The 23,854-nt window shown below is 62.5% G+C and carries 22 protein-coding genes and 1 tRNA gene; 15 read left to right on the top strand and 8 right to left on the bottom strand.

Annotated elements, in window-relative coordinates:
* The first annotated feature begins 5 nt into the window (after nucleotides 1-5).
* The 12 genes from CXP40_RS14035 (at nucleotide 6) to CXP40_RS13985 (ending at nucleotide 8,914) form a co-directional block, all read left to right on the top strand.
* Nucleotides 6-128 (top strand): GpE family phage tail protein, encoded by a 123-nt coding sequence (locus tag CXP40_RS14035; RefSeq protein ID WP_106734250.1) that lies wholly within the window; start codon nucleotides 6-8, stop codon nucleotides 126-128.
* Complete coding sequence (locus tag CXP40_RS14030; protein ID WP_106734249.1) at nucleotides 118-2,631, top strand: phage tail tape measure protein; 2,514 nt, start codon at nucleotides 118-120, stop codon at nucleotides 2,629-2,631. The genes CXP40_RS14035 and CXP40_RS14030 overlap by 11 nt, the downstream gene beginning before the upstream one ends.
* Before the next feature lie 4 nt (nucleotides 2,632-2,635).
* A complete protein-coding gene (locus CXP40_RS14025; RefSeq protein WP_106734248.1) occupies nucleotides 2,636-2,848 on the top strand; it encodes a hypothetical protein in 213 nt (70 codons plus the stop codon).
* A 49-nt stretch (nucleotides 2,849-2,897) separates the two neighbouring features.
* On the top strand, nucleotides 2,898-3,134 hold the full coding sequence (locus CXP40_RS14020) for a hypothetical protein (protein WP_106734247.1): 237 nt from the start codon (nucleotides 2,898-2,900) through the stop codon (nucleotides 3,132-3,134).
* A gap of 504 nt (nucleotides 3,135-3,638) precedes the next feature.
* Entirely contained in the window at nucleotides 3,639-3,896 is a 258-nt protein-coding gene (locus CXP40_RS14015; protein WP_256579443.1) for a hypothetical protein, read from the top strand.
* Complete coding sequence (locus CXP40_RS23840) at nucleotides 3,889-4,056, top strand: hypothetical protein (RefSeq protein WP_177429673.1); 168 nt, start codon at nucleotides 3,889-3,891, stop codon at nucleotides 4,054-4,056. Before CXP40_RS14015 ends, CXP40_RS23840 begins: the two co-directional genes overlap by 8 nt.
* Nucleotides 4,049-4,312 carry a hypothetical protein gene (locus CXP40_RS14010; protein ID WP_106734246.1) on the top strand — a complete coding sequence of 88 codons (264 nt, stop codon included), beginning with the start codon at nucleotides 4,049-4,051 and terminating at the stop codon, nucleotides 4,310-4,312. Before CXP40_RS23840 ends, CXP40_RS14010 begins: the two co-directional genes overlap by 8 nt.
* Nucleotides 4,305-4,586 carry a hypothetical protein gene (locus CXP40_RS14005; protein ID WP_177429672.1) on the top strand — a complete coding sequence of 94 codons (282 nt, stop codon included), beginning with the start codon at nucleotides 4,305-4,307 and terminating at the stop codon, nucleotides 4,584-4,586. The genes CXP40_RS14010 and CXP40_RS14005 overlap by 8 nt, the downstream gene beginning before the upstream one ends.
* Entirely contained in the window at nucleotides 4,579-4,899 is a 321-nt protein-coding gene (locus tag CXP40_RS14000) for a hypothetical protein (protein WP_106734245.1), read from the top strand. Before CXP40_RS14005 ends, CXP40_RS14000 begins: the two co-directional genes overlap by 8 nt.
* The gene (locus CXP40_RS13995; RefSeq protein ID WP_106734244.1) at nucleotides 4,892-5,908 is read left to right on the top strand and encodes a toprim domain-containing protein; all 1,017 of its coding nucleotides are present in this window, start codon (nucleotides 4,892-4,894) and stop codon (nucleotides 5,906-5,908) included. Before CXP40_RS14000 ends, CXP40_RS13995 begins: the two co-directional genes overlap by 8 nt.
* Entirely contained in the window at nucleotides 5,905-7,704 is a 1,800-nt protein-coding gene (locus CXP40_RS13990) for a DUF927 domain-containing protein (protein ID WP_106734243.1), read from the top strand. The genes CXP40_RS13995 and CXP40_RS13990 overlap by 4 nt, the downstream gene beginning before the upstream one ends.
* 433 nt (nucleotides 7,705-8,137) lie before the next feature.
* Nucleotides 8,138-8,914 (top strand): hypothetical protein, encoded by a 777-nt coding sequence (locus CXP40_RS13985; RefSeq protein WP_106734242.1) that lies wholly within the window; start codon nucleotides 8,138-8,140, stop codon nucleotides 8,912-8,914.
* Nucleotides 8,915-9,292: 378 nt separating this feature from the next.
* On the opposite strand, the gene CXP40_RS13980 is transcribed toward CXP40_RS13985, so the two are convergent.
* The 5 genes from CXP40_RS13980 to CXP40_RS13960 form a co-directional block, all read right to left on the bottom strand.
* Complete coding sequence (locus CXP40_RS13980; RefSeq protein ID WP_106734241.1) at nucleotides 9,293-10,624, bottom strand: integrase arm-type DNA-binding domain-containing protein; 1,332 nt, start codon at nucleotides 10,622-10,624, stop codon at nucleotides 9,293-9,295.
* A 161-nt stretch (nucleotides 10,625-10,785) separates the two neighbouring features.
* Nucleotides 10,786-10,860 (bottom strand) — tRNA-Arg (locus tag CXP40_RS13975).
* A gap of 146 nt (nucleotides 10,861-11,006) precedes the next feature.
* Nucleotides 11,007-12,404 carry a sodium-dependent transporter gene (locus CXP40_RS13970; protein WP_106734240.1) on the bottom strand — a complete coding sequence of 466 codons (1,398 nt, stop codon included), beginning with the start codon at nucleotides 12,402-12,404 and terminating at the stop codon, nucleotides 11,007-11,009.
* 88 nt (nucleotides 12,405-12,492) lie between these two features.
* Nucleotides 12,493-13,551 (bottom strand): Glu/Leu/Phe/Val dehydrogenase dimerization domain-containing protein, encoded by a 1,059-nt coding sequence (locus CXP40_RS13965; RefSeq protein WP_106734239.1) that lies wholly within the window; start codon nucleotides 13,549-13,551, stop codon nucleotides 12,493-12,495.
* An 81-nt stretch (nucleotides 13,552-13,632) separates the two neighbouring features.
* Nucleotides 13,633-17,100: an indolepyruvate ferredoxin oxidoreductase family protein gene (locus CXP40_RS13960; RefSeq protein WP_106734238.1), complete on the bottom strand. Its 3,468-nt coding sequence runs from the start codon at nucleotides 17,098-17,100 to the stop codon at nucleotides 13,633-13,635.
* Nucleotides 17,101-17,298: 198 nt separating this feature from the next.
* Here CXP40_RS13960 and CXP40_RS13955 point away from each other — a divergent pair, with 198 nt between their 5' ends.
* The gene (locus CXP40_RS13955; RefSeq protein WP_013714912.1) at nucleotides 17,299-17,766 is read left to right on the top strand and encodes an Lrp/AsnC family transcriptional regulator; all 468 of its coding nucleotides are present in this window, start codon (nucleotides 17,299-17,301) and stop codon (nucleotides 17,764-17,766) included.
* Here CXP40_RS13955 and CXP40_RS13950 read toward each other — a convergent pair.
* On the bottom strand, nucleotides 17,763-18,713 hold the full coding sequence (locus tag CXP40_RS13950; RefSeq protein WP_106734237.1) for a DMT family transporter: 951 nt from the start codon (nucleotides 18,711-18,713) through the stop codon (nucleotides 17,763-17,765). The genes CXP40_RS13955 and CXP40_RS13950 overlap by 4 nt on opposite strands.
* Nucleotides 18,714-18,991: 278 nt before the next feature.
* On the opposite strand from CXP40_RS13950, the gene CXP40_RS13945 reads away from it, so the two are divergent.
* Nucleotides 18,992-19,252, top strand: coding sequence for a DUF6316 family protein (locus CXP40_RS13945; RefSeq protein WP_106734236.1), 261 nt, complete (start codon nucleotides 18,992-18,994; stop codon nucleotides 19,250-19,252).
* Nucleotides 19,253-19,262: 10 nt separating this feature from the next.
* Here CXP40_RS13945 and CXP40_RS13940 read toward each other — a convergent pair whose 3' ends face one another.
* On the bottom strand, nucleotides 19,263-20,252 hold the full coding sequence (locus CXP40_RS13940; RefSeq protein WP_106734235.1) for an alpha/beta fold hydrolase: 990 nt from the start codon (nucleotides 20,250-20,252) through the stop codon (nucleotides 19,263-19,265).
* Between the two features lie 201 nt (nucleotides 20,253-20,453).
* A complete protein-coding gene (metE, locus tag CXP40_RS13935) occupies nucleotides 20,454-22,757 on the bottom strand; it encodes a 5-methyltetrahydropteroyltriglutamate--homocysteine S-methyltransferase (RefSeq protein ID WP_106734234.1) in 2,304 nt (767 codons plus the stop codon).
* Nucleotides 22,758-22,924: 167 nt separating this feature from the next.
* Here metE and metR point away from each other — a divergent pair, with 167 nt between their 5' ends.
* Entirely contained in the window at nucleotides 22,925-23,842 is a 918-nt protein-coding gene (gene metR, locus CXP40_RS13930; protein WP_045735252.1) for a transcriptional regulator MetR, read from the top strand.
* The last annotated feature ends 12 nt before the right edge of the window (nucleotides 23,843-23,854 follow it).

Below are 23,854 nucleotides of genomic sequence, written 5' to 3'. Positions count from 1 at the left end.
ACGTCATGGCGGATATCGCCGTGATTTTTCACTGGGGGCCATCGGAAATGGATCCGATGCCCCTCCCCGAGCTGATGCAATGGCGCGAGCAAGCTCGTAAGCGCTCTGGAACAGACAATGGCACGTGACCTGAAACTTGAAGTGCGACTGCAGGCAATCGACAAGGCCACCAAGCCTATTCGTGCGCTTGTGCAGGGGAGCGGCAAGCTTACAAAGCAGCTCCAGGCCAGCCGCGATCAGTTGAAAGCACTCAACAATCTGCAGAGCGATATCAGCAGCTACAAGAAGCAGCACAGCGCCGTTCGGGAAAGCTCGGAAGCACTGAACAAAGCACAGCAACGCCTACGCGAAATGCGTGAACAATTGAAAGGTATGGCTGCGCCCAGTGCTGCATTCCAGAAAAGCTTCCTGAACGCCTCTCAGGCGGTTGATCAGTTGTCACGCAAGCATCAAGGCCAACGAACCGAGCTGCAAAAAACGATTGCCAAGTTCAAAGAGGCCGGCATCAGCACGGCAACACTGAAGGATCGAGAAAAGACCCTTGGTAGTGAAATCGACGCCGTAAACCAAAAGATGAAAACGCAGAGAGACAGGCTTGCCGCCATCGCTCGCGTTCAAGAGCGCCTGGGCAAAGCCAAACAACAGTATCAGCGTACCCAGGCTCTGGCTGGCAGCATGGCCGGCGTGGGGGCCGGTGGCCTGGCATCTGGTAGCGGCATTCTTTATGCCGGGGCGCGCCTGCTTGCACCTGGGATCGCCTACGGCGCCCAGATGAGCGAGCTTCAGGCCATCACCCGCCTGGAGAAAGATGACGAGCGCTTCAAGGCACTGAAAGCCCAAGCACGCGAGAAAGGCGCCTCGACTGCATTCAGCTCGACCGAGGTAGGTGCAGGGCAAACCTTCCTGGCACGTGCCGGCTTCAGCCCGGAAGCGATACTGGCCTCCATGGGCGATATTCTCAATCTTGCCCTGGCCAACAACACTGAGCTGGCCCGCACAGCGGACATTGCCTCAAACATCAGCAGCGCCTTCAAAATCGACCCCGAGGTAGAAGGCAATATCACCCGCGTAGCCGATGTGCTTTCCGGTACCGCCGCACGAGCCAACGTCAATCTCGAAATGCTGGGCGAAACCATGAAGTACATGGGCGGCGCTGAAGACCTTGGCATGACCCTGGAGCAAGCGGCGGCCATGGCTGGCCTCTTGGGCAACATTGGTATCCAAGGAAGCATGGCAGGCACCACCATGCGAGCCATGAACGCCAGAATCACAAAGCCCAGCAAGGAAGCTGCAAAGGTCATTGAAAAACTCGGCTTGCAAGTCACCAATGCTAGCGGTGGCATGCGCGACTGGCCGGAAATTCTTCGGGATATCAACAACGCCACACGCAAGCTCGGCAACGTCGAGCGCAAGGGCATGCTGCAAGCACTATTCGGCCAGGAAGCTGGCTCTGGCACTGGTGAGCTGGTAAGCCAGATGAGTGAAGGTGGACTGGACAAGCTTCTAGATCAACTGTCCAACCTGCAGGGCGAAAACGCCCGTATGGCTCAGGTCATCGCCGACAACATTGATGGTGACCTCAAGGGTCTACGCAGCGCCTGGGAAGAGGTTGGCAACAGCATCACCGATACAAACGAAGGCCCGTTGCGCGACTTCATCCAGACCGTTACCGGCGTGATTCGCAGCATTGGCGCCTGGATCAATGAAAACCCTGTACTTGCTCAGCAGATTCTGAAGGTCGTGGCCGGCCTGGGCCTGCTGATGGCAGCCGGTGGAGCACTGACCATGATGCTCGCCAGCATCCTCGGCCCCATTGCTCTAGTGCGCTACGGCCTCACAGTGCTGGCCGTTGCCGCTGGAGCCGTCACCTGGCCTGTACTGGCCGTTATCGCTGCAATCACTGCCCTGGCAGGCGTTGCCTACCTTGTTTACGCCAACTGGGAGCCAATCAAAGCCTTCTTTGGCCAGACATGGGGGCAGATCTTCGCCGACACCATGAACTTCCTGGGCCGGGTGTCGCGCGTGATTCTGGATTGGAATCCACTCGGCCTGTTCTGGACGGTGATCGCCGACCTATTGAACTGGCTGGGTATGGATGTACCACGCAAGTTCACAGATGCCGGCGCTGCCATCGTTCAGGGGTTGATTGAAGGCTTCAAGAACGCCTTCCCCAATGCCGCGGCCATGATCGGCGACATGGCCAACAGCATCGTGAACAAGTTCAAAAACCTGCTCGGCATCCACTCCCCCAGCCGTGTCTTTGCTGAGCTGGGCGGCTACACCATGGAAGGCCTCCGCAATGGCTTGTCGGATGGCCAGCGCGGTGTACTGGCGCAGATGCAGGCCACCACCAAACACCTGACAGCAGCGGGCGCACTGACCATCGGCACAGGGATCGCAGCACCAGTGATGGCCACCGAGACTGCCCAAATGGACACACGCCCACCGATCACGGCGCGGGCAGCACAGAAGGCCACCCCGGCCCCATTCGCACCACAGATATCCATCACTGTGAACCCTGCCCCGGGCATGGACGAACAAGCCATCGGCCGGGCCGTGGGCAAGCACGTCGAGCAGATCTTTCGCCAACAAGCGGCACGCCAGCGTTCCGCCTTATACGACACGGAGTAAGACCATGAGCAAATTGCACCTGACGATCTTCCCAACTCTCGGGCATACCCTGGAGGACATCGAGCCACTGAGCGAGACGCTCAAGCAGAACAGCGAGGCATTCGAGGACATGATCAAGCGGGCTATCGCTATGCCTGGAGCGCCCGTTACCGGCGCCATCGACAACCGTACCGTGGTGCAGATGACCTACGAGGAGACCAACCAGCTCGAGGCGTAACTCGTATGAGGTGCTGGGGGAAGGCACCACTCACAAAGAGGAAAACGCCATGACCATCAAACTGAAAATCGACGGCCGCGAGATGCAGATCAGCCAGGAAGAAGCCCTGCTGTTCATCCGTATCGGCGACGAGCTGAAACAGATCCAGAGCCTGAAGCACCGGGCGCTCTATGGTGCCGCCCCGGGCACACAAACCATGACCGACCGGGTCAACGGGCCTAGCCAGAAATTCAGCAGTCGGCCAGCACCTGCAGATATCCAGGTGCAAGTGCTGGCCGACTTCTGACCTAACCCACCCACTCACCTTGAACACACGCTGCCTGGCCTTGCGCCGGGCGGATAGGAGTTTTGCATGCTGCAGAAAAGACAAAGCCCCGGTCAGCGCGGCAACGCGACCAGGGCCCAGAGAGAAACACCATCCAACAGGACAAAGCATACCACCAGCGGCGGGCATTTCAGCCACTTTGCCGGAGCAGTGGTTGTACGCAGCGGGAAAAACTTTCCTCGGCAGGCCTTGTCAGGCTCACGCCTGCCGGCCTATAGTCGCCGCGTCGCTGCCAATTCAGCGGCCGGGTTTGGCGACCCGAGTAAATCAAGGCGCAACAGCGCCCACCATCCGATTGCAGGCGCTTTTTTTATGCCCGCAATTTCGTGTTATGGCGGCTGTGCGTGGGACTCCTTCGGGAGTGCCGGGTGCCTTGATTCCCGGTTCGCCAACCTGCGCACAGCTGCCACCCATAATCGTTTGGCGACGGTTCGTGGCAGCTCCTCAAATCAAGGAGCTACACCCATGATGCATTCGCACGCCCTCAATCCGTCCAAAATCCGCGCCGCCGCTCACCGGGCAATGGCCCTTGCCGCACTGCGTAGCAAATCCTCCCTTACCGTTCGACTCAATCGCTACAACCACCACCGCGCCATCCAGCGCGCCCTTGAGGCTCAAGCCAACGCATGCGACTGGCTGGAGAACTTGGAGGGGGACGCCTGGGCTGATGCCTGCGAAGAAATCGCCACTGCCCTGAAAGCAAAGGAGGTGAACCATGCGTAAGCAACAACACGCGCACGATTCCCTGCGCCAGGAAGAGCAAACCCTTCTGCAGCACTATCGCCAACTCGACGATGGCGAACGCCTGTTCTTCGCCAGGGCGATTGAAGCCTTGGCGCAACAGCACCAGCCCCAGGATCAGAAGGAGGTGCGCCATGGCTGACCTCCCTCAAACTCTGGCGCAGTTGGTCGGCGCAGTGATGAACAGCACTGCGGCCAACCCCGTTCCCCGGCAAACCTTGAGTGACGCACTCGATGCACTGGATCAGTTGAACACTGACCCGGCTGCCGCCGAATGCCTGCGCGAGCAGATCGCCCAGGCTAAGAACACCGGCCAGGTGCATATCAACTACATGCCCATCTATCTGCTGCAGGTCTGCCTGCCGGCTGATGCCAAGGGAGGTGCTGGCAATGACTGATTTTTTCCCGTTGACCAGCAACCCCACCAAAAACAATCCGGTACTGCTGATAGCGGCGGACGGCAGCTACCTCGACCTGCAGGAATGTGCCGAACAACGCTTGAGTGCCGTTCGCGGCCTCATGCACAGCCTCTCCTGCATGAAGCTCGAGCATGCCGGCGCCCAGGATTTGAGCAATGTGGCCGAGGCTGCCGCCTTGCTGCTGGACGATGCCCACGACCTGTTCAAGGCAGCAGGCGCAGCGGCCAAACGGGAGGGCTGCAAACATGCATGACGCCCATCTTTACGCCATTTTGCCGGCAGCCGATGGCCAGCCTGCCGCTGTCACCACGCATTCGGTGGTGTACCAAGCTGCCGTCGACGGCGCGGCTGACGTGCTCAACACCTGGTTGGGAAACCCCAACGAGCAGAGTCTGCTGGAGCTGATGCACGAGAGGCTTGACCGCACACCTGGCAGCGCGCGCGAGCCCTTTCGCGATGCCTTCATGCTGCGCCTGCAGCAGCGCCTTCGCGCCCACCATAAGGCACCGGCTACGAGCCCTGTAGCCTCCCCCGAGTCGGAGCAGGAGGGCCAGGACGATGACTGAGCCAAGCATCGCCGACCTGATCCGCCAGACCGCCGTGCACGCCCTGCACGCTGCCGAACGCCTGCTGCCCGAGTGGCTGCCGGAAGGCTCACGCAGCGGCCGGGAGTGGGTGGCTCGCAACATCGCCCGTGGAGATCGCCAGGCCGGGTCCTTCGGTGTCTCGCTGGATAACGGGCGTTGGAACGACTTCGCAGACAATGAGGCGCACGGCGGCGACCTGGTGTCGCTGCTAGCCTATCTGCGCGGCTGTCGCCAGCACGAGGCGGCTCAGGAGATCGACCAACGCCTTGGTTTGGGGTTGTTTGAACGCCAGGAGCCTGACCCGCAGCGCGATTCGCAACGCGCCCTGGCCGCTGAGCAGGCGCGCCTGGAGGCCGAACGCCGCACCAAGGAAGCGCGTGAGCAACTCCAACTCCGCCAGCGCCAGGCGGCTCAGCAAGCCGCCATGCTCTGGGGAATGGCAAAACCAGCTGATCACCTGCACCGCTACCTGCAGGCCAAGCAGGTAAAACCGTACACGCTGCGCCTGTTGAGCCAGGGTCGCCTATTGGTGCCGCTGTGCTCGGATGGGCATCTGGTCAACCTGCAGATCATTCACCCCAGCGGCGACAAGCGCTATCTGACCGGGGGGCGCGTACAGGGCTGCTATTCGCCTCTGGGCAGGATCACCGAGGGTTGCCGGCTCTACGTCTGCGAGGGCTGGGCAACGGGTGCCACGCTGCATGCTCACACCGGCGACCCGGTGGTCTGCGCACTGAGCGCCGGCAACCTCAAGGCGGTGGCCATCGCTATGCGCGAGCGCTACGGCGCCGGCCTGGACCTAGTCATCGCTGGCGACGACGACCGCCAGACCCAGGGCAACCCAGGGCGAACTGCCGCGAACCGCGCCGCCAATGCGGCCGAGGCGCGGGTGGTGTTTCCCGAATGGCCGGGCGATGCGCCGGCCGAGCTTTCTGACTTCAACGACTTGCACCTGTGGCGCATTCAGCACAGGGAGATTTCCGCATGAGCAGCACCAAGGGCAAGAAGGCCGACCTGAGCTTAGTTGGCGAGCCGACAGCGCCCGCGCCGGACAAGCTGGAGCGCCCACGTTTCGCCGTCTACGACGAAGACACGACGGTCGAGGGCAGGCTCTACCGTGCCGGAACCTGGTACCACGCGGTGAAGAACAGCGGCCCGGATGAAAAGCCGGTGCCTGTCGATCACTGGATCTGTTCGCCGCTGCATGTGCAAGCGGAGACGGTGAACAGCGAGGACGGCAGCATCGGCCGGCTGCTGTGCTTCCTGTACCGCGGACGCCGGATCGAGTGGGTCATGCCGATGGAGCTGCTGGCCGGCAAGGGTGACGAGGTAATGCGTGCCCTGATGCGCCAGGGGCTGAACATCGAGTACCACCAGCGCCGACATCTGGCGCCGTACCTTTCCAGCCATCACGAACCCGAACGAGTGATTGCCACCACGACGAAACCGGGCTGGCATGAGTCCGGGGTATTCGTCCTGCCCTCTCGCGTCATCGGCAACGGTGACGTGCGCTTTCAGGACTCCGGGCGGGCGGTGAACCTGTTCACCAGCAAGGGCACGCTGGCCTCCTGGCAAAGCGCAGTAGCCACCTACTGCGCGGGCAACCCGGTGCTGATCCTGTCGGTGTGCTGTGCCCTGGCCGGCCCCTTGCTGGCGAAGGTCGGCGTGAACGGTGGCGGCGTGCACCTGGTGGGCGACTCCTCGAGCGGCAAGTCTCTGGCGCAACTGATCGCCGCGTCGGTCTGGGGCAACCCGGGCACGTTCGCCGCGTCCTGGGATGTGTCCAAGGGCGGCGTAGAAATCGAGGCAGCATCACGCAATGACACGGTGCTGATTCTCGACGAAATCAAGCGGGCCGACCCCAAGCGCGTGCAAGAAATGGCCTACGCCATCGCCAACGGCATGGGCAAGAGCACCATGACCCGCGAACGGGAAGGACGCGCCAAGCTCACCTGGCGCGTTCTGGCCCTCTCCAGTGGCGAGCGGTCGCTGTCGGAACACGCCGCCATGAGCGGCAATGGCGCACACGCCGGCGCAGAGCTGCGCCTGGTGGATGTGAACGCCGGCACTCGCACGTTCCGGGCCTTCGACCACGTGCACGGCATGACCGGCCAGGAATTCCACCGCGTGCTGAGTGACGCGGTTGCCCAGCACTATGGCCACCTCGGCCCGGCGTTCGTCGAGCACCTGCTGGGGCACCCTGAGCACAGCGACTTGCTCGCGGGCTTCCGCGAGCTGCGTGAGACCTTCCGCACAGAGAGTTCGCAGGCCGGCCGGGTGGCTGATCGCTTCGCCATCATGGCCCTGGCCGGTGAACAGGCCATTGCCCGCAAGCTGCTGCATTGGCCGGCCGGTACCGCAGCCGATGCATGCCGCCAACTGTTCGGCGAGTGGCTGGCCAGGATGGGCGACGGCAACGCCGAAGATCGCCAGATCTTGCGGGGTATCGCCGACTTCATCGCCCTGCACGCTGACAGCCGCTTCTCTGACGTCCGCGCCGAACATGCCAACGTCACCGTGCGCGATCGAGCCGGTTACTACGAGGTGAACGACGACAAGCGCCTTTACTTGTTCAACTCACCCGGCCTCCTCTCTGCTGCATCCGGATTTGGCAAGGAACGGATCGTGCGCGCCCTGGCTGCTGCTGATGCGCTGGCCAAGATGGACGAGGAAACCAACGGCAGCCGCCGGACGAAAAAGTACCGCCTACCAGGTGAGGGTAGCGCCCGTTTTTACGTGATTGATCCCGACCGTCTGGAAAACGATGTCGAGGGGCGCCCTTGATGATGAGGCCTACCAACATTACCCAGCTGACCATTTTCAGCGGGAACAGCGGGAACGCGGGAACAGCCCAGAAACAGCAAGGCCTGCAGCGTTCCCGTTATAGAAACGAGAGTGGGAACAAGGGAACACAACTCTGCTTGATTAATAGGCTGCCCCCCCTGTCTGTTCCCGCTCAAAAAACGGTGGGAACAAGCTTTCGGCCTGTAAGGCCCGATTTAGAGCGGTTGTGCCCACGATCCCGCGTTCCCACCAATTTCGAATTCAGACATTGGAACAAGGGGGGGATGTGTTGTTTTTGTTGACACAGCTCAACCCATTTGTTCCACGCCAGTAGATTGCTTTTACGCGATGACCGGCCCGCACCGCTGTCGCCTTCGAGCAGAACCACTTGGCCGGTACCGGCCGCATACACCCCACTAGATGGAGATCCAATATGAACGAGCAAATCACTTCACTTCCCAGCGAGATCCAGCAATCCTTGCTGCGGCTCCAGGAACTGAAAGCCGAATACCTGGGCATTCGCGAACGCCTGGTCGGCCTGGCACAGCGCATCGAGAAACACCGGAAGACGGCAGCAGCAGCCAGCGAAGAGTCAACCAAGGTTGGCGAGCAATGGCGTCAGCAGTTCCGTGAGCAGGATGGCGAGCTGACCAAAGCCATCCGAGATCTCAAGCGGCAGGAGCTGGATGGCCGCGAACTGGCCGAGGAATACAACAACCTGGCGAAAGAGCTACAGCCCGAGTTCGAGCTGTGTCAGATCGAAACGGACAAAGCACGCCGCACCTTCAATACCTGCCGTGAGGGGATCGCGGAACGCTACCTTGACCATTGCCTGACCGAATCCGCTGCCGCGCTCTTAGCGACCCCAGAAGCACAAGTGTTCGTTTCTAATCTGGAGAAAAAGGGCCTGATCAATCCAAAAGGGCAACTCCAGAACAGCTCCGCGCGCCTTCATGCAAACGAAATTGATGCCATTAACGCCTCGGAGAAAGCGCGCACGTTGCGACTGGGACGACTGGTGGAAAGCCAGATCAACGAAGCACGCAGCACCTTCGAAGCGCAGGAGGACGGCACGTTTCAGGAACTGAAGCCAATCGGAAAACTACCCGTAGAGGTGCTGCCAAAAGAGCTTGAATCCACCATCGCCATGCAGCGCAAGCTCAAGGACTTGTCGGTACAGCTTGGCCAGCAGCCTCAAGCAAGCGCCTAACCGTTTACCCATCTAAGAAAGCCGCCTTGTGCGGCTTTCTTTTTGCCCTGACCTCGTCCCCTTTCCCACCCTACCGGCTGCCGTCCTTGCTGCTGATGGAGCTGCTGCGGGCGCGCGCAATCTTCCCCCCTCCACGCCTGCCCACTAAACCTACCGCTTTCCCTGCACTGCCTGCACAGATCGCCAAGCATCACCGTTACTGGGCTCCTGGCCGCCTGCTTGAGGTTTCTTTTCCCTGCGAATCCCTGCACCGAGGCCCTGTTCTTAACCGGCGATTTTGCCCTGGTGGGCAGCCTTCGCAGCCCTGAAGCCTTGGATAGGAAAAACGAGCGTCTTAGCCGAGCCTGGGCAAGCTCAGGAAGTCTCGAAAACAGCCAATCAACCTTGCGCCTTTGCACGGCGCCCCATGACCGACACAACGTTGCCGATCTCTTCCCAGCGGTGAGCAAAATCATAGGGAGTGACGTACTGCTGCCGGTTGGCATCAAGGTAGTCGGCCCACCACTGGCACATAAGCCGACGCTCCTGCAGATGCTCGGCTTTGTGGATGTAAGCACCCCGTACCGTGTCGCGCTCTTGGTGGCTCATCTGCCGTTCAACGGCATCCTTCGACCATAGCCCGGACTCCACCAAGGCCGAACAGGCCATGGTACGGAAGCCGTGGCCGCACAGATCCACCTTAGTGTCATAGCCCATACGCCGGAGAGCCTTGTTGATGGTGTTCTCGCTCATGGGTTTGTGGTGGTAGTGGTCGCCAGGGAACACCAGATCGAAGCGGCCGGTGAGCTGGCGTACTTGCTCCAGTAGCTCCAGCGTTTGGCGGCTCAGCGGTACCAGGTGCGGGGTGCCCATCTTGGCGCCACGGTGGGAGAACTTGACGCCCTCGATGGCTTCACGCTGGCCGGGTATCTCCCACATCGCCCGGCCGCTATCGATCTCACTCCAGCGGGCAAAGCGCAGCTCACTGGAACGGATGAACACCAATAGGGTGAGCGATACCGCATGCCGAGTCAGCGCCCGGCCAGAGTCGGCCTCGATGCGTTGCAGCAGCTCGGATAGCCGATCCAGTGGCAGCGCTGGCCGATGCGTGCTCTTGCGAGTGGCAGTGGCGCCCACCAGGTCGTTGGCCGGGTTGCTGTCGATCAGCCCGTGCTGCACAGCCATGCGCATGATGCCGGTGATGTACTGGCGTAGCCGTCCGGCCAGCTCCAGAGTGCCGCGCTTCTCCACAGCCTTGAGTGGCTGCATCAGATCCCGGGTTTTCAACTCACCCAGCGGGCGCGCACCAAGCGCCGGCAACACGTGTAACTCGAGGTTGCGCCACACCGTGGCGGCATGCCCTGGCGACCATTTGAGAGCGCATGCCGCGTACCACTCCAGGGCCATGGCCATGAACGTATTGGCCCGGGCATTGGCCGCGTCTAGCTTGGCAAGCCTGGCGACCTCAATAGGGTCTTGACCGAAGGCCAGTTGCTCCAGGGCCTCGGCCCGGCGATCACGCGCAGCACGCAGTCCAAGAGCTGGGTAGTTGCCGAAGGTCGCCAGCCCCTCGCGCCCGTCCGGACGCCGGTACTTGAAGCGCCAAGTCTTCACACCAGATGCCTTCACCAGCAGGAAAAGCCCCTGTCCGTCGAACAATTTGTAGTCCTTGTCACGGGGCTTGGCGGCATCGCATTTGGTGTCGGTCAGAGGGGTGACAGTACGAGCCATAGGGGTACGCTCAAATATCGAACCAACGTACCCCCAAACATACCCCTAAAAGCTGGATATGTGTATAGATAAAAGGAGACAACCAGAAACAACAAAGCCGGCTGAGATAGCCGGCTTTGCTGGTCTCCGTAGACAACTGGAGACAATGAGAGACAAAATCTTGGCGTCCCCTGCTGGAATCGAACCAGCATCTAGCCCTTAGGAGGGGCTTATTCTATCCGTTGAACTAAGGGGACCTGGCCCAGCGAGTGGTGTCGCCAAGACCGCGCGCATCTTAGCGGCGTCACGCGGTTTTGTCATGCCGTAGAGCGGCCGACCCGGTAATGTCTCAAGCGACAACCCCACCCCACACCGGCTCGGCGCAGGGTGGAGGCATACTCAATCAGAACAACCCGAGGCTGTGCAGGAATACCACCAGAATCCCCAGCGGCGTGACCACACGCAGCGCCTGCCACCACAGCGCGAACAGCTGTGGCTGGTCGATGCCGATGGATTCCTGGACCAGCTTGCGGCTCAGTGCCCAGCCCGCGAATAGCACCGTGGCCAGGCCTCCCAGCGGCATCAGCAGGTTGGTGGTGAGAAAGTCCAGGCTGTCGAAGAAGGTCTTGCCCAGCAGGGTCACCTCGCTCCAGGCGTTGAACGACAGGACCGTACCCAGACTCAGCAACCAGAGCGTAATACCGCTGGCCAGCACCGCCTTCAGACGGCTGATGCCGAACTTCTCGGTCAGCCAGGCGATGGTCGGCTCGCTCAGGGAAATCGCCGAGGTCAATGCGGCAATTGCCAGCATGATGAAGAACAGCCCCCCGATCATCTGCCCCAGCGGCATCTGGCCGAAGGCAATCGGCAGGGTGACGAAGATCAACCCCGGCCCCGCGCCTGGCTCCAGGCCGTTGGCGAATACCAGCGGGAAGATCGCCAGCCCCGCCAGCAGCGCCACACCGGTATCGGCCAGCGCCACCATCAGCGCGGTTCTGGCGATCGAGGTCCCCGCCGGCAGGTAGGAGCCGTACGCCATCATCGCACCGCTGGCCAGGCTCAGGGTGAAGAAGGCATGCCCCAGCGCCACCAGCACGCCCTGCCCGCTGAGCTTGCTGAAGTCGGCATCGAAGAGGAAATGCACCGCCTGCATGAAGTGCCCGGTGGTGGCCGCGTAGCCCACCAGCACCAAAAGCAGCACGAACAGCCCCGGCATCAGAAAGCGCAGTGAGCGCTCCAGCCCGCCACGCACGCCGAAGGCGACGATAGCCAATGTCAGCAGCAACACCAGCGTGCCGTAGCCAGCCAGATTCCAGGGGTTTGCCAGCATGGCGCCGAACAGCGCCCCGCTGCTCTCCCCGTTCAAACCACTGAAGCCACCGCTCATGGCCGTGGGTGTATAGGCCACGGCCCAGCCGGCGATCACCGTGTAGAAGCTCAGGATCAGAAAGCCGGTCAGCACCACCAGGGTGCCCAGCCAGCGCCAGTGCCGACTGGCCCGCGCGTCCCTGGCCAGAGCGGCGATAGCCCCCTCCGGATTGGCACGGCCACGACGGCCGATCATCACTTCGGTCATCAGCAGCGGAATACCGATGGCCAGGATGCACGCCAGGTAAACCAGGACGAAAGCGCCGCCGCCGTTCTGCCCGGTGATATAGGGGAACTTCCAGATATTGCCCAGGCCGACGGCCGAACCGGTGGCGGCAAGGAAGAACACCCAGCGCGACGACCACAAGCCGCGCCCGGCGCTGTTGCTGGAAGCGCCGGCGATGGCGCCGGAAGCGATGCTGTCTTGACTCATTGGGACTGGCCCTCTTGTTGTTGTGAAAAGTCAGGAGACGGGGGTGGTCGACCCACCCCGTGATTGGCGCGCATCGAGGGTGCGCAGGTCACAGCCCGCCTTGCAGGCGCTCGCGGGCCATGCGGTCGGCAATCGCGGTGGTGGTCGCGCCTTCACGTTCGGCGCGCTGGAAGATTTCCGTCAGGGTCGGGCCGATGCCTTCGATATGCGCCTTGAGCTGTGCAGCGCTGCCACCGGTGCGTTCGTAGCAGACATCGATGATGCCGCCGGCATTGATCGCGTAGTCCGGCGCGTACAGGCACTCGCGGCGACGCAGAAGCTCGGCCAGGCTGGCGTCGGCCAGCTGATTGTTGGCCGCACCGGCGATGATCGGCGCGCGAAGGGCTTCGAGGGTTTGCAGGCTGACGATGGCACCCAGCGCGCACGGCGCGAACACGTCCACGTCGAGGCCATAGATGTCGTGCTGACCGACCGCGGTAGCGCCAAGCTGGCTGACCGCGCGCTGCACGTTGGCTTCGAAGATATCCGTCACCCACAGCTGCGCACCGGCATCCTTGAGCAACTTGGCCAGGCCGAAGCCGACCTGACCGACGCCCTGGATGGCCACGCGAACGCCCTGGAGATTCAGGCGGCCAAGGCGATGCGCCACGGCCGCCTGAATGCCGATGAACACGCCATAGGCGGTCGATGGCGACGGATCACCGTCACGGCTGCCACCCCCGAACGCCTCGCGCTGCCCGGCGCCGGCCACATGGCGGGTGCGCTCGGCCATGATGCGCATTTCGGCCACGCCGGTGCCCGAGTCCGCCGCGGTGACATAGCGCCCACCCAGGCTGTCGACGAAATCACCCATGGCCTGGAACAGCGCCTCGCTCTTGCCGTGATGCGGGTCGCCGATGATCACGGCCTTGCCGCCACCGAGCGGCAAGCGTGCCAGGGCCGATTTGTAGGTCATGCCGCGCGACAGACGCAGCACGTCGCGCAGCGCTTGCTCGTCACTGGCGTAGTTCCACATGCGGCAACCGCCCAGCGCAGGGCCAAGGGTGCTGTCATGAATGGCGATGATGGCTTTCAGGCCGCTGGCCTTGTCGTGGCCATAGACCACCTGTTCGTGCTGATCGAAGTCGACGTGAGTGAAGACGGACATCGGGTTACCTCGGTTTTCGGGTCGTAAAAGGCCGCCCCTCTCCCGCGTGGGAGAGGGTGGCAAAGGGGATGGGTCTGGGGCTCAGGCAGCCGGTTCGAACAACTGCACGGCGGCGATCTCGCTGACGGTCAGGCGCGCCTTGAGCTGCGTCGCCTGCTCGCGTGCCTTGGCCAGCGCCGCCTCCTTGACGTGACCGTAGCCGCGGATCTGCTCGGGAATCTCGGCCAGCGCCACCGCGGTGCGGTAATTGTCGGCATTGAGCTCGGTGAGCAGGTAGGCCACGTTGGCCTCGTATTCCTCGATCAGCTCGCGCTCCAGGCGACGTTCGGCACTGTGACCGAACGGATCGAGCGCGCTGCCACGTAGGAACTTGAAGCGCGCCAGCACGCCGAACGCCTTGAGCATCCAGGGGCCGAAGCTGCGCTTGCGTGGCTGGCCGGTGGCCGCATCGGGCTTGCTCAGCCAGCTCGGCGCCAGGTGGAACTGCAGTTGGTAGTCACCTTCGAACTGGGCCTCGAGCTGCTTGCGGAAGGTCGCATCGCTGTACAGACGCGCCACTTCGTACTCATCCTTGTAGGCCAGCAGTTTGAAGTAGTAGCGCGCCACGGCCTTGCTCAGGCGCTGCTGCGCATCGCTGTCGACCTTGCGCACACGTTCGACCAGCTCGCGATAGCGCTCGGCATAGGCGGCGTTCTGGTAGGCCGTCAGGCGCTGCACGCGGTCGGATAGGATCTCCTCCAGGGTGCTGCAATGCGGCGCTTCGACCACCTTGGGCGCGGCGAGTTTTTCCACCGCAGCCAGGTCATGAGCCGCGCGCCGGCCCCAGAGGAAGGCCTGCTGATTGAGCTGAACCGCCACGCCGTTGAGCTCGATGGCCTTGTTCAGCGCTTCGGCCGACACCGGAACCAAACCCTGCTGATAGGCATAGCCGAGCATGAACAGGTTGGTGGCGATGCTGTCACCGAGCAGGCGAGTAGCCAGGCGGGTAGCGTCGACAAAGCGGGTCTTGCCCTCACCCACCGCCTCACTGATCGCCTCGCGCATGGCGGCGCCAGGCACCTGGGCATCCGGGTTACGAGTGAATTCGGCGGTGGCCGCTTCATGGCTGTTGATCACCGCATGGGCAATCTTGTCGTTGAGCTTGGCCAGCGCCTCCTCGCTGGAGGACACCACCAGGTCGCAGCCCAACAGCAGATCGGTCTCCCCGGCGGCGATACGCACGGCGTAGATGTCGCTCTGCTGCGTGGCGATGCGGATATGGGTGATCACCGGGCCGAACTTCTGCGCCAGGCCGGCCTGGTCGAGCACGGTGCAGCCCTTGCCTTCGATATGCGCGGCCATGCCCAGCAGCGCGCCAACGGTGGTCACACCGCTACCGCCAACACCGGGCAGAAGGATGTTCCAGGGGCGACTCAGGACCGGCTGTTTCGGCTCCGGCAAGGCGATGAACAGCGCGCTCAGGCCAACGGCCTCAGGCTTGCGCAGGCTGCCACCGTGGACGGTGACGAAGCTTGGGCAGAAACCTTCCAGGCAGCTGAAATCCTTGTTGCAGGCACTCTGGTCGATCTCGCGCTTGCGCCCCAGTTCGGTTTCCAGCGGCAGCACCGACAGGCAGTTGGACTTGACGCTGCAATCACCGCAGCCCTCGCACACCGCCGGGTTGATGAAGGCGCGCTTGGCCGGGTCGACCAGCTTGCCACGCTTGCGCCGACGACGTTTCTCGGTGGCGCAGGTCTGGTCGTAGAGGATCACCGAGCAACCTTTGACCTCGCGCAGCTCGCGCTGCACGGCGTCCAGCTCGCGACGGTGATGGAAGGTCACACCCGGCGCGAAGGTAGCGCGAGTTGGATACTTGTCCGGCTCGTCGCTGACCAGGGCGATGCGTTTGACGCCCTCGGCATGCACCTGCTGACTGAGCTGGTCGATGCGCAGCTCGCCGTCGATGGGCTGGCCGCCGGTCATGGCCACCGCGTCGTTGTAGAGGATCTTGTAGGTGATGTTGACCCCGGCGGCCACGGCTGCGCGCAGGGCCAGGTGGCCGGAGTGGAAGTAGGTACCGTCGCCGAGGTTCTGGAACACGTGCGGGGTGTCGGTGAACGGCGCCTGGCCGATCCAGGTGGCGCCCTCGCCGCCCATCTGGGTGAAGGTATCGGTGCTGCGGTCCATCCACTGGGTCATATAGTGGCAACCGATGCCGCCGAGGGCGCGGCTACCTTCCGGCACTTTGGTCGAGCTGTTGTGCGGGCAACCCGAGCAGAAATGCGGCGTGCGCGCTGTCTTGTGCTTGGGCGCGGCCAAGGCTTTTTCCTTGGCATCAAGGAAGGCCAGGCGCTCCTCGATGGTCGGGCTGCTGTAGATGGGAGCCAGGCGCTTGGCGATCACCCGGGCGATCATCGCCGGAGTCAGTTCGCCCAGGTTGGGCAACAGCGAATTGCCCTGCTCATCGAACTCACCGACCACCCGCGGGCGTTTGCCCACCGGCCAGTTGTAGAGCTGGCCGGTCAGCTGATCCTCGATGATGCTGCGTTTCTCTTCCACCACCAGGATTTCATCCAGGCCTTCGGCGAACTGGTGCACCGAGACCGGCTCCAGCGGCCAGCTCATGCCGACCTTGAGCACGCGCAAACCGACCTTGGCGCACAGCGCCTCGTCCAGGCCGAGGTCGTCCAGCGCCTGGCGCACGTCGAGGTAGGACTTGCCGGTGGTGATAATGCCCAGGCGCGGGTTGGGCGAATCCAGCTTGACCTGGTTGAGGTTGTTGGCCAGGGCGAAGGCCCGGGCGGCGTAGATCTTGTAGACGTTGAGGCGTTTTTCCTGCGCCAGGGGCGGATCGGGCCAGCGGATGTGCACGCCGTCTTCCGGCAGCTGGAAATCCTCGGGAATCTTCACCTGGATGCGCAGTGGGTCGACGTCCACCACCGCCGAGGAATCGACGTTCTCGGCGATGGTCTTCAGCGCCACCCAGCAGCCGCTGTAGCGCGACAGCTCCCAGCCGATGATGCCGTAGTCCAGCACCTCCTGGACGTTGGCCGGATTGAGCACCGGAATCGACGCGGCGATGAACGCATGCTCGCTCTGGTGGGCGATGGTCGAGGACTTGCAGCCGTGGTCGTCCCCCGCCAGCAGCAGCACGCCGCCGTGCTTGGAGACACCGGCCGAGTTGCCATGCTTGAACACGTCGCCGCTGCGGTCGACGCCCGGCCCCTTGCCGTACCACATGGCAAACACGCCGTCGTAGCGCGCACCAGGAAACAGGTTGGCCTGCTGGCTGCCCCACACCGCTGTGGCACCCAGCTCTTCGTTGACGCCGGGCTGGAAGTGGATGTGGTTTTCCTTCAGGTACTCGCGCGCATCCCACAGGCTCTTGTCCAGACCGCCCAAGGGCGAGCCGCGATAGCCGGAAATGAAGCAGGCGGTATTGAGTCCGAAGGCGGCATCACGCTGCTTCTGCAGCATGGGCAGGCGGGTGAGCGCCTGAGTGCCGGTCAGGTAGAGGTGACCAGTAGCGAGGCGATATTTGTCATCAAGGCGGATTTCGGCCAGTGACATGGAGCGCTCCTTTTATTGTTATGGCGAGCACAGGGAGCGCGACGGTAGACACGCTCCGTTGAGTCCTGCCGCAGGATCACTGCGACGGATTTGCCTAAATCATGACTGGAGGGTTCCGCTTTTTTCTTTCTATTTTCGAGTAGCGAAGGCGATACTCCGCATGATCCTTCCAACAATCACAATAAATTGGAAACAATCATGCAGGACAAGCTCAGCCCTATCGACCGCCGGATTCTTCGCCTGCTGCAACATAATGCCGACCTCTCGGCCGCCGAGGTGGCGGAAAAGGTCGAGCTTTCGCAGTCACCCTGTTGGCGGCGGATCAACCGCATGCAGGAAGAGGGATTGATCGAACGCAAGGTCGCCCTGCTCAACCATAAGCGCCTGGGCTTCGGCATCACGGTGTTCGTCGACATCAAGCTGTCGGCACACGGCCGCGGCAATCTGGATGAGTTCGAGCAAGCGGTGGTCGGCTACCCGCAGGTACTGGAGTGCTACAGCATGGCTGGCGGTTCGGACTACCTGCTCAAGGTGGTGGCCAAGGATATCGCCGATTACGAGCGCTTCCTGCGTGACCACCTGCTGCAGCGCCCGCACGTGCACGAGGCGCACTCGCACATCGCGATGAGCGAGGTCAAACGCACCACCGAGCTGCCGCTGGATTAACGCCCTGCCCTGCGCGCCCGCCAAGCGGCCAGTAGCGACGGGCCAAGCGCGGTGAGTGCCGAGCCAAGCACCACTACCACGGCGCCAGCGTAGGCGATCCAGTTGACCTGCTCGGGCAGCACGTGGTTCGGCCACCAGCTCGAGGCCAGCGCCACGGAAACGAAGGTCACCAGCGGTGTCAGCGCCAGGGTCGCGCTGACCCGCGAAGCCTCCCAATGCGCCAGTGCCTCGGCGAAAGCGCCGTAGGCGACCAGGGTATTCAGGCAGCAAGCCAGCAGCAGCCAACCTTGCAGCGGGCTCAGTTGCAGCGCTTGTAGCGGCTGCGCCCAGGGCGTCAGCAACAGCGCACAGGCCAGATAGATGACCATCATCACCTGCACCGAACTCCACAGGGTCAACAGTTGCTTCTGCGCCAGACCGTAGAAGGTCCAGACGAAGGCCGCGGCCAGCACGGTCAGCACGCCGGTGGTATAGGTGGTCAGCGATGTCAGCAGTTCACCCAGGCGCTGATTGAAGAACAGGCCGAAGCCCAGCAGCATCACCATCAGGCCAATCGCCTGGCCCAGGCTGAAACGTTCGCGAAAGACGAACAGGCTGCTGATCAGCAGCAGGATCGGCGCGACCTGGATCACCAGTTGCGTGGTGCCGGGACTCAGCAGATTGAGCCCGACCAGATACAACACGTAGTTGGCCGTCAGCCCGCCAATGGCCAGCGCCAGGAGCCAACCGCCCTTGCGCCCGAGCGGACGAAAACGCGGCAACCGACGACTCGCAGCGAGGTAGGCAAACAGCAGGGAGCCGGCCACGGCCAGGCGGTACCAGGTGACCGTTACCGGGTCCATCACCTGGAGAACTTCTTTCAGTTTGATTGGCAAGATGCCCCAAAGCACCGAAGTGATCAGGGCCAGCAGCAGGCCGTACATCCAACGGCCGGAAGAAATGTGCATGGCAACCTCTGGCAGGCAGCCAACAGAGCATGTCGACCGCAGCAGAGCATTCTAGGAGAGGCCACCACACCGACACAGCAACAGTTCAGCACAGTTGCCGAGCGAAACTGTACTGATCGGCAACCCAGAAACGCCAGCCGATCGGCGCCAATAATCCATAAAATCCGCTAAAAGCCTCTAACAAGCCGCCAAAATCTACCATCTGTCGTTTTGCCAAGCAGGTCGCATTGGCCACAGTAGACTCAGGTTATCCAGCACCTGCAGATGGAGTCCCCGCCATGTTCGGCCAACGCGATATCGACCCTCAACCGGGCACGCATTACCGCAGCTCACGCGTCAGCGCCGTCAACGGCCAATATTTCTTCGCCACTCGCGAAGGCACGCTGGAGGGTCCCTACCTTTCCCGTCACGACGCCGAACAGAGCATCGTGCGTTACATCGAGCGCATGGTCATGGCCGACAAACTACTACGCCATAGCAGCGAGCACATCGACAACCTGCAGCGCCGCGAAGCGATCAAGCACAATCAGGAGCTTTGAGCGCTCCCACCTACAGACGCGCCAAGCCCAAATCCCCCCGATGCGCCGCGAGATGCGGCAGCACTGCGGCCAGCAAAGGCTCCTTGAAGGCATCCTGAAAGCGATGCGCCAGGCCCGGAATCAACTTGAGTTCGGAGCCCTTGATATGCGCAGCCACGTGTACCCCATGCATCACCGGTAACAGCGGGTCGGCCGTGCCGTGCACCACCAGCGTCGGCACGTTCAGGCGATTGAGCAACTCGACGCGGCTCGACTCGGCAAGAATCGCCAGCAGCTGACGCTGCACGCCTTCGGGATTGAAGGCGCGGTCATAGGCCTGTTCAGCCTGATGCAAGAGCAAGGCACGATCATCATGCACCGTCGGGCTACCGAGGGCCGCCAGCAAGTCCGCCTGCTGCTGCAGTGCAGCCTCGCGACTACCGGCCTCACGCCTTGCCAGCAACGCCACCAACGCATCGCTGGGCGCGGGCAATCCCTGCGCGCCCGAACTGGTCATCACCAGCGTCAGACTGAGAACGCGCTGCGGCGCCAGGTCTGCCAGATGCTGCGCGATCATGCCACCCATGCTTGCGCCCAGAACATGGAAGCGCTCGACACCGAGCTGGTCCATCAGCCCCATAGCATCACCGGCCATCTCACGCAGGTGATAAGGCGCACCAAGCGACAGACCCAGGCGATAGCGCAGCACTTCGTACGGCAGGTTGATGTTCGGCGCAGGCCGCCGCCAGGTGCTCAGCCCGACATCGCGATTATCGAAGCGCACGACGCGAAAGCCCTGCTGACAGAGACGCTCGACCACCTCGTCAGGCCAGTGGATCAACTGCCCACCCAGCCCCATCACCAGCAGCAGCGCCGGATCGCGTTCGTTGCCGATACTTTGATAAGCCAGACGCACCTCACCGACATCCGCATAGCGGGTCGGCTCGGACAGGTCGCAACGATTGGCCGCAAGAGACGGCAAGCCGCAAAGCAACGCGGCCAGGAAAATGAATGCACGCATGAAAACACCAGAAACGCAGAACCCCACTGAAGTGCGAGTCTGATGAAAGTCGTTCGACGGCGCTGCCACACAAGCGTGACAGTTTGATGAAGGGGGACGAACGGTTGCCCAGACGGTGACCAGAAGTGCGATCCAGAGCGTCGCGAGGGCCCCTCCTACCTATCCGTAGGAGGGGCTTCAGCCGCGACCACTGCCGGGCAATCAGGCCAGCTCGACACGCAACTGCCTGGCGGCGGCCACCATGTTCACCAACGCCGCCTCGGTTTCCGGCCAGGCGCGGGTTTTCAGGCCACAATCGGGGTTGACCCACAGGCGCTCGAGCGGGATACGCCGCGCCGCCTTGCGCAACAGCCCGGCCATCTCGGCACTGTCCGGCACCCGTGGCGAGTGGATGTCATACACGCCGGGGCCGATGTCGTTCGGGTAAGCGAACTTCTCGAACGCTGCCAACAGCTCCATGTCCGAACGCGAGGTCTCAATGGTGATCACGTCGGCATCCATCGCCGCGATGGACTCGATCACATCGTTGAACTGGCTGTAGCACATGTGAGTGTGGATCTGGGTTTCGTCACGCACGCCGCTGGCGGTCAGACGGAAAGCTTCGCTGGCCCAGTCCAGGTAGTGCTGCCAAGCGGATTTACGCAGTGGTAGCCCTTCACGGAACGCCGCCTCGTCGATCTGGATGATCTTGATGCCCACCGCTTCCAGGTCCACCACCTCATCGCGAATCGCCAGCGCCAGTTGCCGAGCCTGCACTTCACGTGACACGTCCTCGCGCGGGAACGACCACATCAGCATGGTCACCGGGCCGGTCAGCATGCCCTTCATCACTTTGTCGGTCAGGCTCTGGGCGTATTTGATCCACTCCACGGTCATGGCCTCGGGCCGGCTCAGATCACCGACGATCACCGCCGGTTTTACGCAGCGTGAGCCGTAACTCTGCACCCAGCCGAAGCGGGTGAAGGCATAGCCATCGAGTTGCTCAGCGAAGTACTCGACCATGTCATTGCGCTCGGCCTCGCCATGCACCAGCACGTCCAGGCCCAGACGCTCCTGCACCTGCACCGCCTGGCGAATTTCGCTGTGCATGGCCTCGGTGTACTCGGCCGCGCTGAGCTTGCCCTGCTTGAACGACTGCCGCGCCAGGCGAATCGCCGAGGTCTGCGGGAAGGAGCCTATCGTCGTGGTCGGCAGCAATGGCAGTTGCAGGCAGTCACGCTGTTGCTCGATGCGCTCGGCGAACGCCGATTGACGCTGGGCATGGCGCGGACGAATCGCCGCCAGACGGGCCTGCACCTCGGGTTTGTGAATACGTTTTGAAGCTGCACGAGCAGCCTGTACTGAGCGGCTCGCTTGCAAGGCGGCTTGCACAGAAGCGTCTTCCGGCACCTCCAGGGCCTTACCGAGCAATGCGACCTCCTGACATTTCTGCACGGCAAAAGCCAGCCAGCCTTTCAGCTCGGCATCGAGCTGGTCTTCACGAGCCAGATCCACCGGGCTGTGCAGCAGCGAGCAGGACGGCGCCACCCACAGCCGTTCGCCCAGGCGTTCGTGAGCGTGACGCAGCACCTCAAGGGATTTCTCCAGATCGCAGCGCCAGACGTTGCGCCCGTTGACCACGCCCAGCGACAGCACCTTGTATGCGGGCAGGCGGTCAAGGATGGTCGGGTACTGCTCCGGCGCACGCACCAGGTCGATATGCAGGCCATCTACAGGCAGGTTGGCGGCCAGACCAAGATTGTCTTCCAGGCCGCCAAAGTAGGTGGCGATCAGCTTCTTGCACGGCTCGCGCTGGATCAGGTTGTAGGCGCGCTCGAACGCGTTCTTCCACTCTTGCGGCAAGTCGAGCACCAGGATCGGCTCGTCGATCTGCACCCACTCCACGCCCTGCGCGGCCAGACGCTGGAAGATCTCGCCATAGACCGGCAGCAGGCTTTCGAGCAGCTCCAGCTTGTCGAAGTCGCCCCCCTTGACCTTGCCCAACCACAAGTAAGTCAGTGGTCCGATCAACACCGGCTTGACCTTGTGCCCGAGGGCATGCGCCTCAGCCACCTCCTCGAACAGTTGCTCCCAGCTCAGGGCGAACTGCTGACCCGCGCTGAGCTCCGGCACCAGGTAGTGGTAGTTGGTATCGAACCACTTGGTCATCTCTTGGGCATGAGCACCGCCGCAGCAAGTAACGCTGCTCTTGTTTGCAACGGTCCCACGCGCCATGGCGAACAGAGTGTCCAGCGTCGGCTTGCCGGTAGCCGGACGGAAACGCTCAGGGATGACGCCAAAGGCCAGGGAATGACTGAGCACCTGGTCGTACCAGGCGAAGTCACCCACCGGCAGCAGGTCGATACCGGCATCCCTCTGCAATTGCCAGTGCTCGGCGCGCAGACGCTGGCCGACGGCGCGCAGGCCAGCTTCGTCCAGCTCACCTTTCCAGTGGGCTTCGAGGGCTTTCTTCAGTTCGCGGTCGCGGCCGATGCGCGGGAAACCTAGGGAATGGGACAGGGCCATGTCGTGAAACTCCAGAATCAATCGAGATGACGCCATTCTCGACACCGACACCGAGTGAGACAAACTCAAGATTTTCGTCTTGATCTAAAGATTTACTCATGTAGGCTGTATGAACCATTTTCATCCAGATACGCCACTGGATGAGTGAAACCTTTTAGAGAACCGCCATGCTCGAGCTACGCCACCTGAAAACCCTGCACGCCCTGCGCGAGACCGACAGCCTGGTGGAAGCCGCCGAGCGTCTGCACCTGACCCAGTCGGCGTTGTCGCACCAGTTCAAAGAGCTGGAAGAGCGCCTCGGCCTGCAGCTGTTCGTGCGCAAGACCAAGCCCGTGCGCTTCACCAGCGCTGGTCTGCGCCTGCTACAACTCGCCGACGCCACCCTGCCCCTGCTGCGCGGCGCCGAGCGTGACTTGGCGCGCCTGGCGGGCGGCACCGCTGGCCGCTTGCACATGGCCATCGAATGCCACAGCTGCTTCCAGTGGCTGATGCCGACCATCGACCAGTTCCGCGACGCCTGGCCGGAAGTGGAGCTGGACCTGGCCTCGGGCTTCTCCTTCGCTCCGCTGCCGGCCCTGGCCCGTGGCGATCTGGACCTGGTGGTGACCTCAGATCCCATCGAGTTGGCTGGCATCACCTACGTACCACTGTTCACCTACGAGGCGATGCTGGCTGTCGCCAACCAGCATCGCCTGGCACACAAGGCCTTCATCCAACCCCAGGACCTGGCCACGGAAACCCTGATCACCTACCCGGTAGAGCGTGATCGCCTGGATATCTTCACCCGCTTTCTCGAACCCAACGATATCGAGCCGGCACAGGTGCGCACCTCCGAACTGACGGTGATGATGATGCAACTGGTGGCCAGCGGTCGTGGCGTATGCGGGCTGCCCAACTGGGCGCTGCACGAGTACAGCTCGCGCGGCTACGTCAGCGCCAAGCGTCTGGGCGAAAAGGGCCTGTTCGCCACGCTTTACGCGGCGATACGCACTGACATGCTCGACGCACCATTTATGCGCGACTTCCTGCTCACCGCCAAGGACACCTCCTTCGCCAGTCTCGAAGGCGTCAGCGTGGCGCGTTGAGCGTGGCTTGAT

It is taken from the genome of Pseudomonas sp. YY-1 (assembly GCF_002843095.1).
Taxonomy (GTDB): Bacteria; Pseudomonadota; Gammaproteobacteria; order Pseudomonadales; family Pseudomonadaceae; genus Aquipseudomonas; species Aquipseudomonas sediminis_A.
This window is presented reverse-complemented; position numbering and strand designations above follow the sequence as displayed.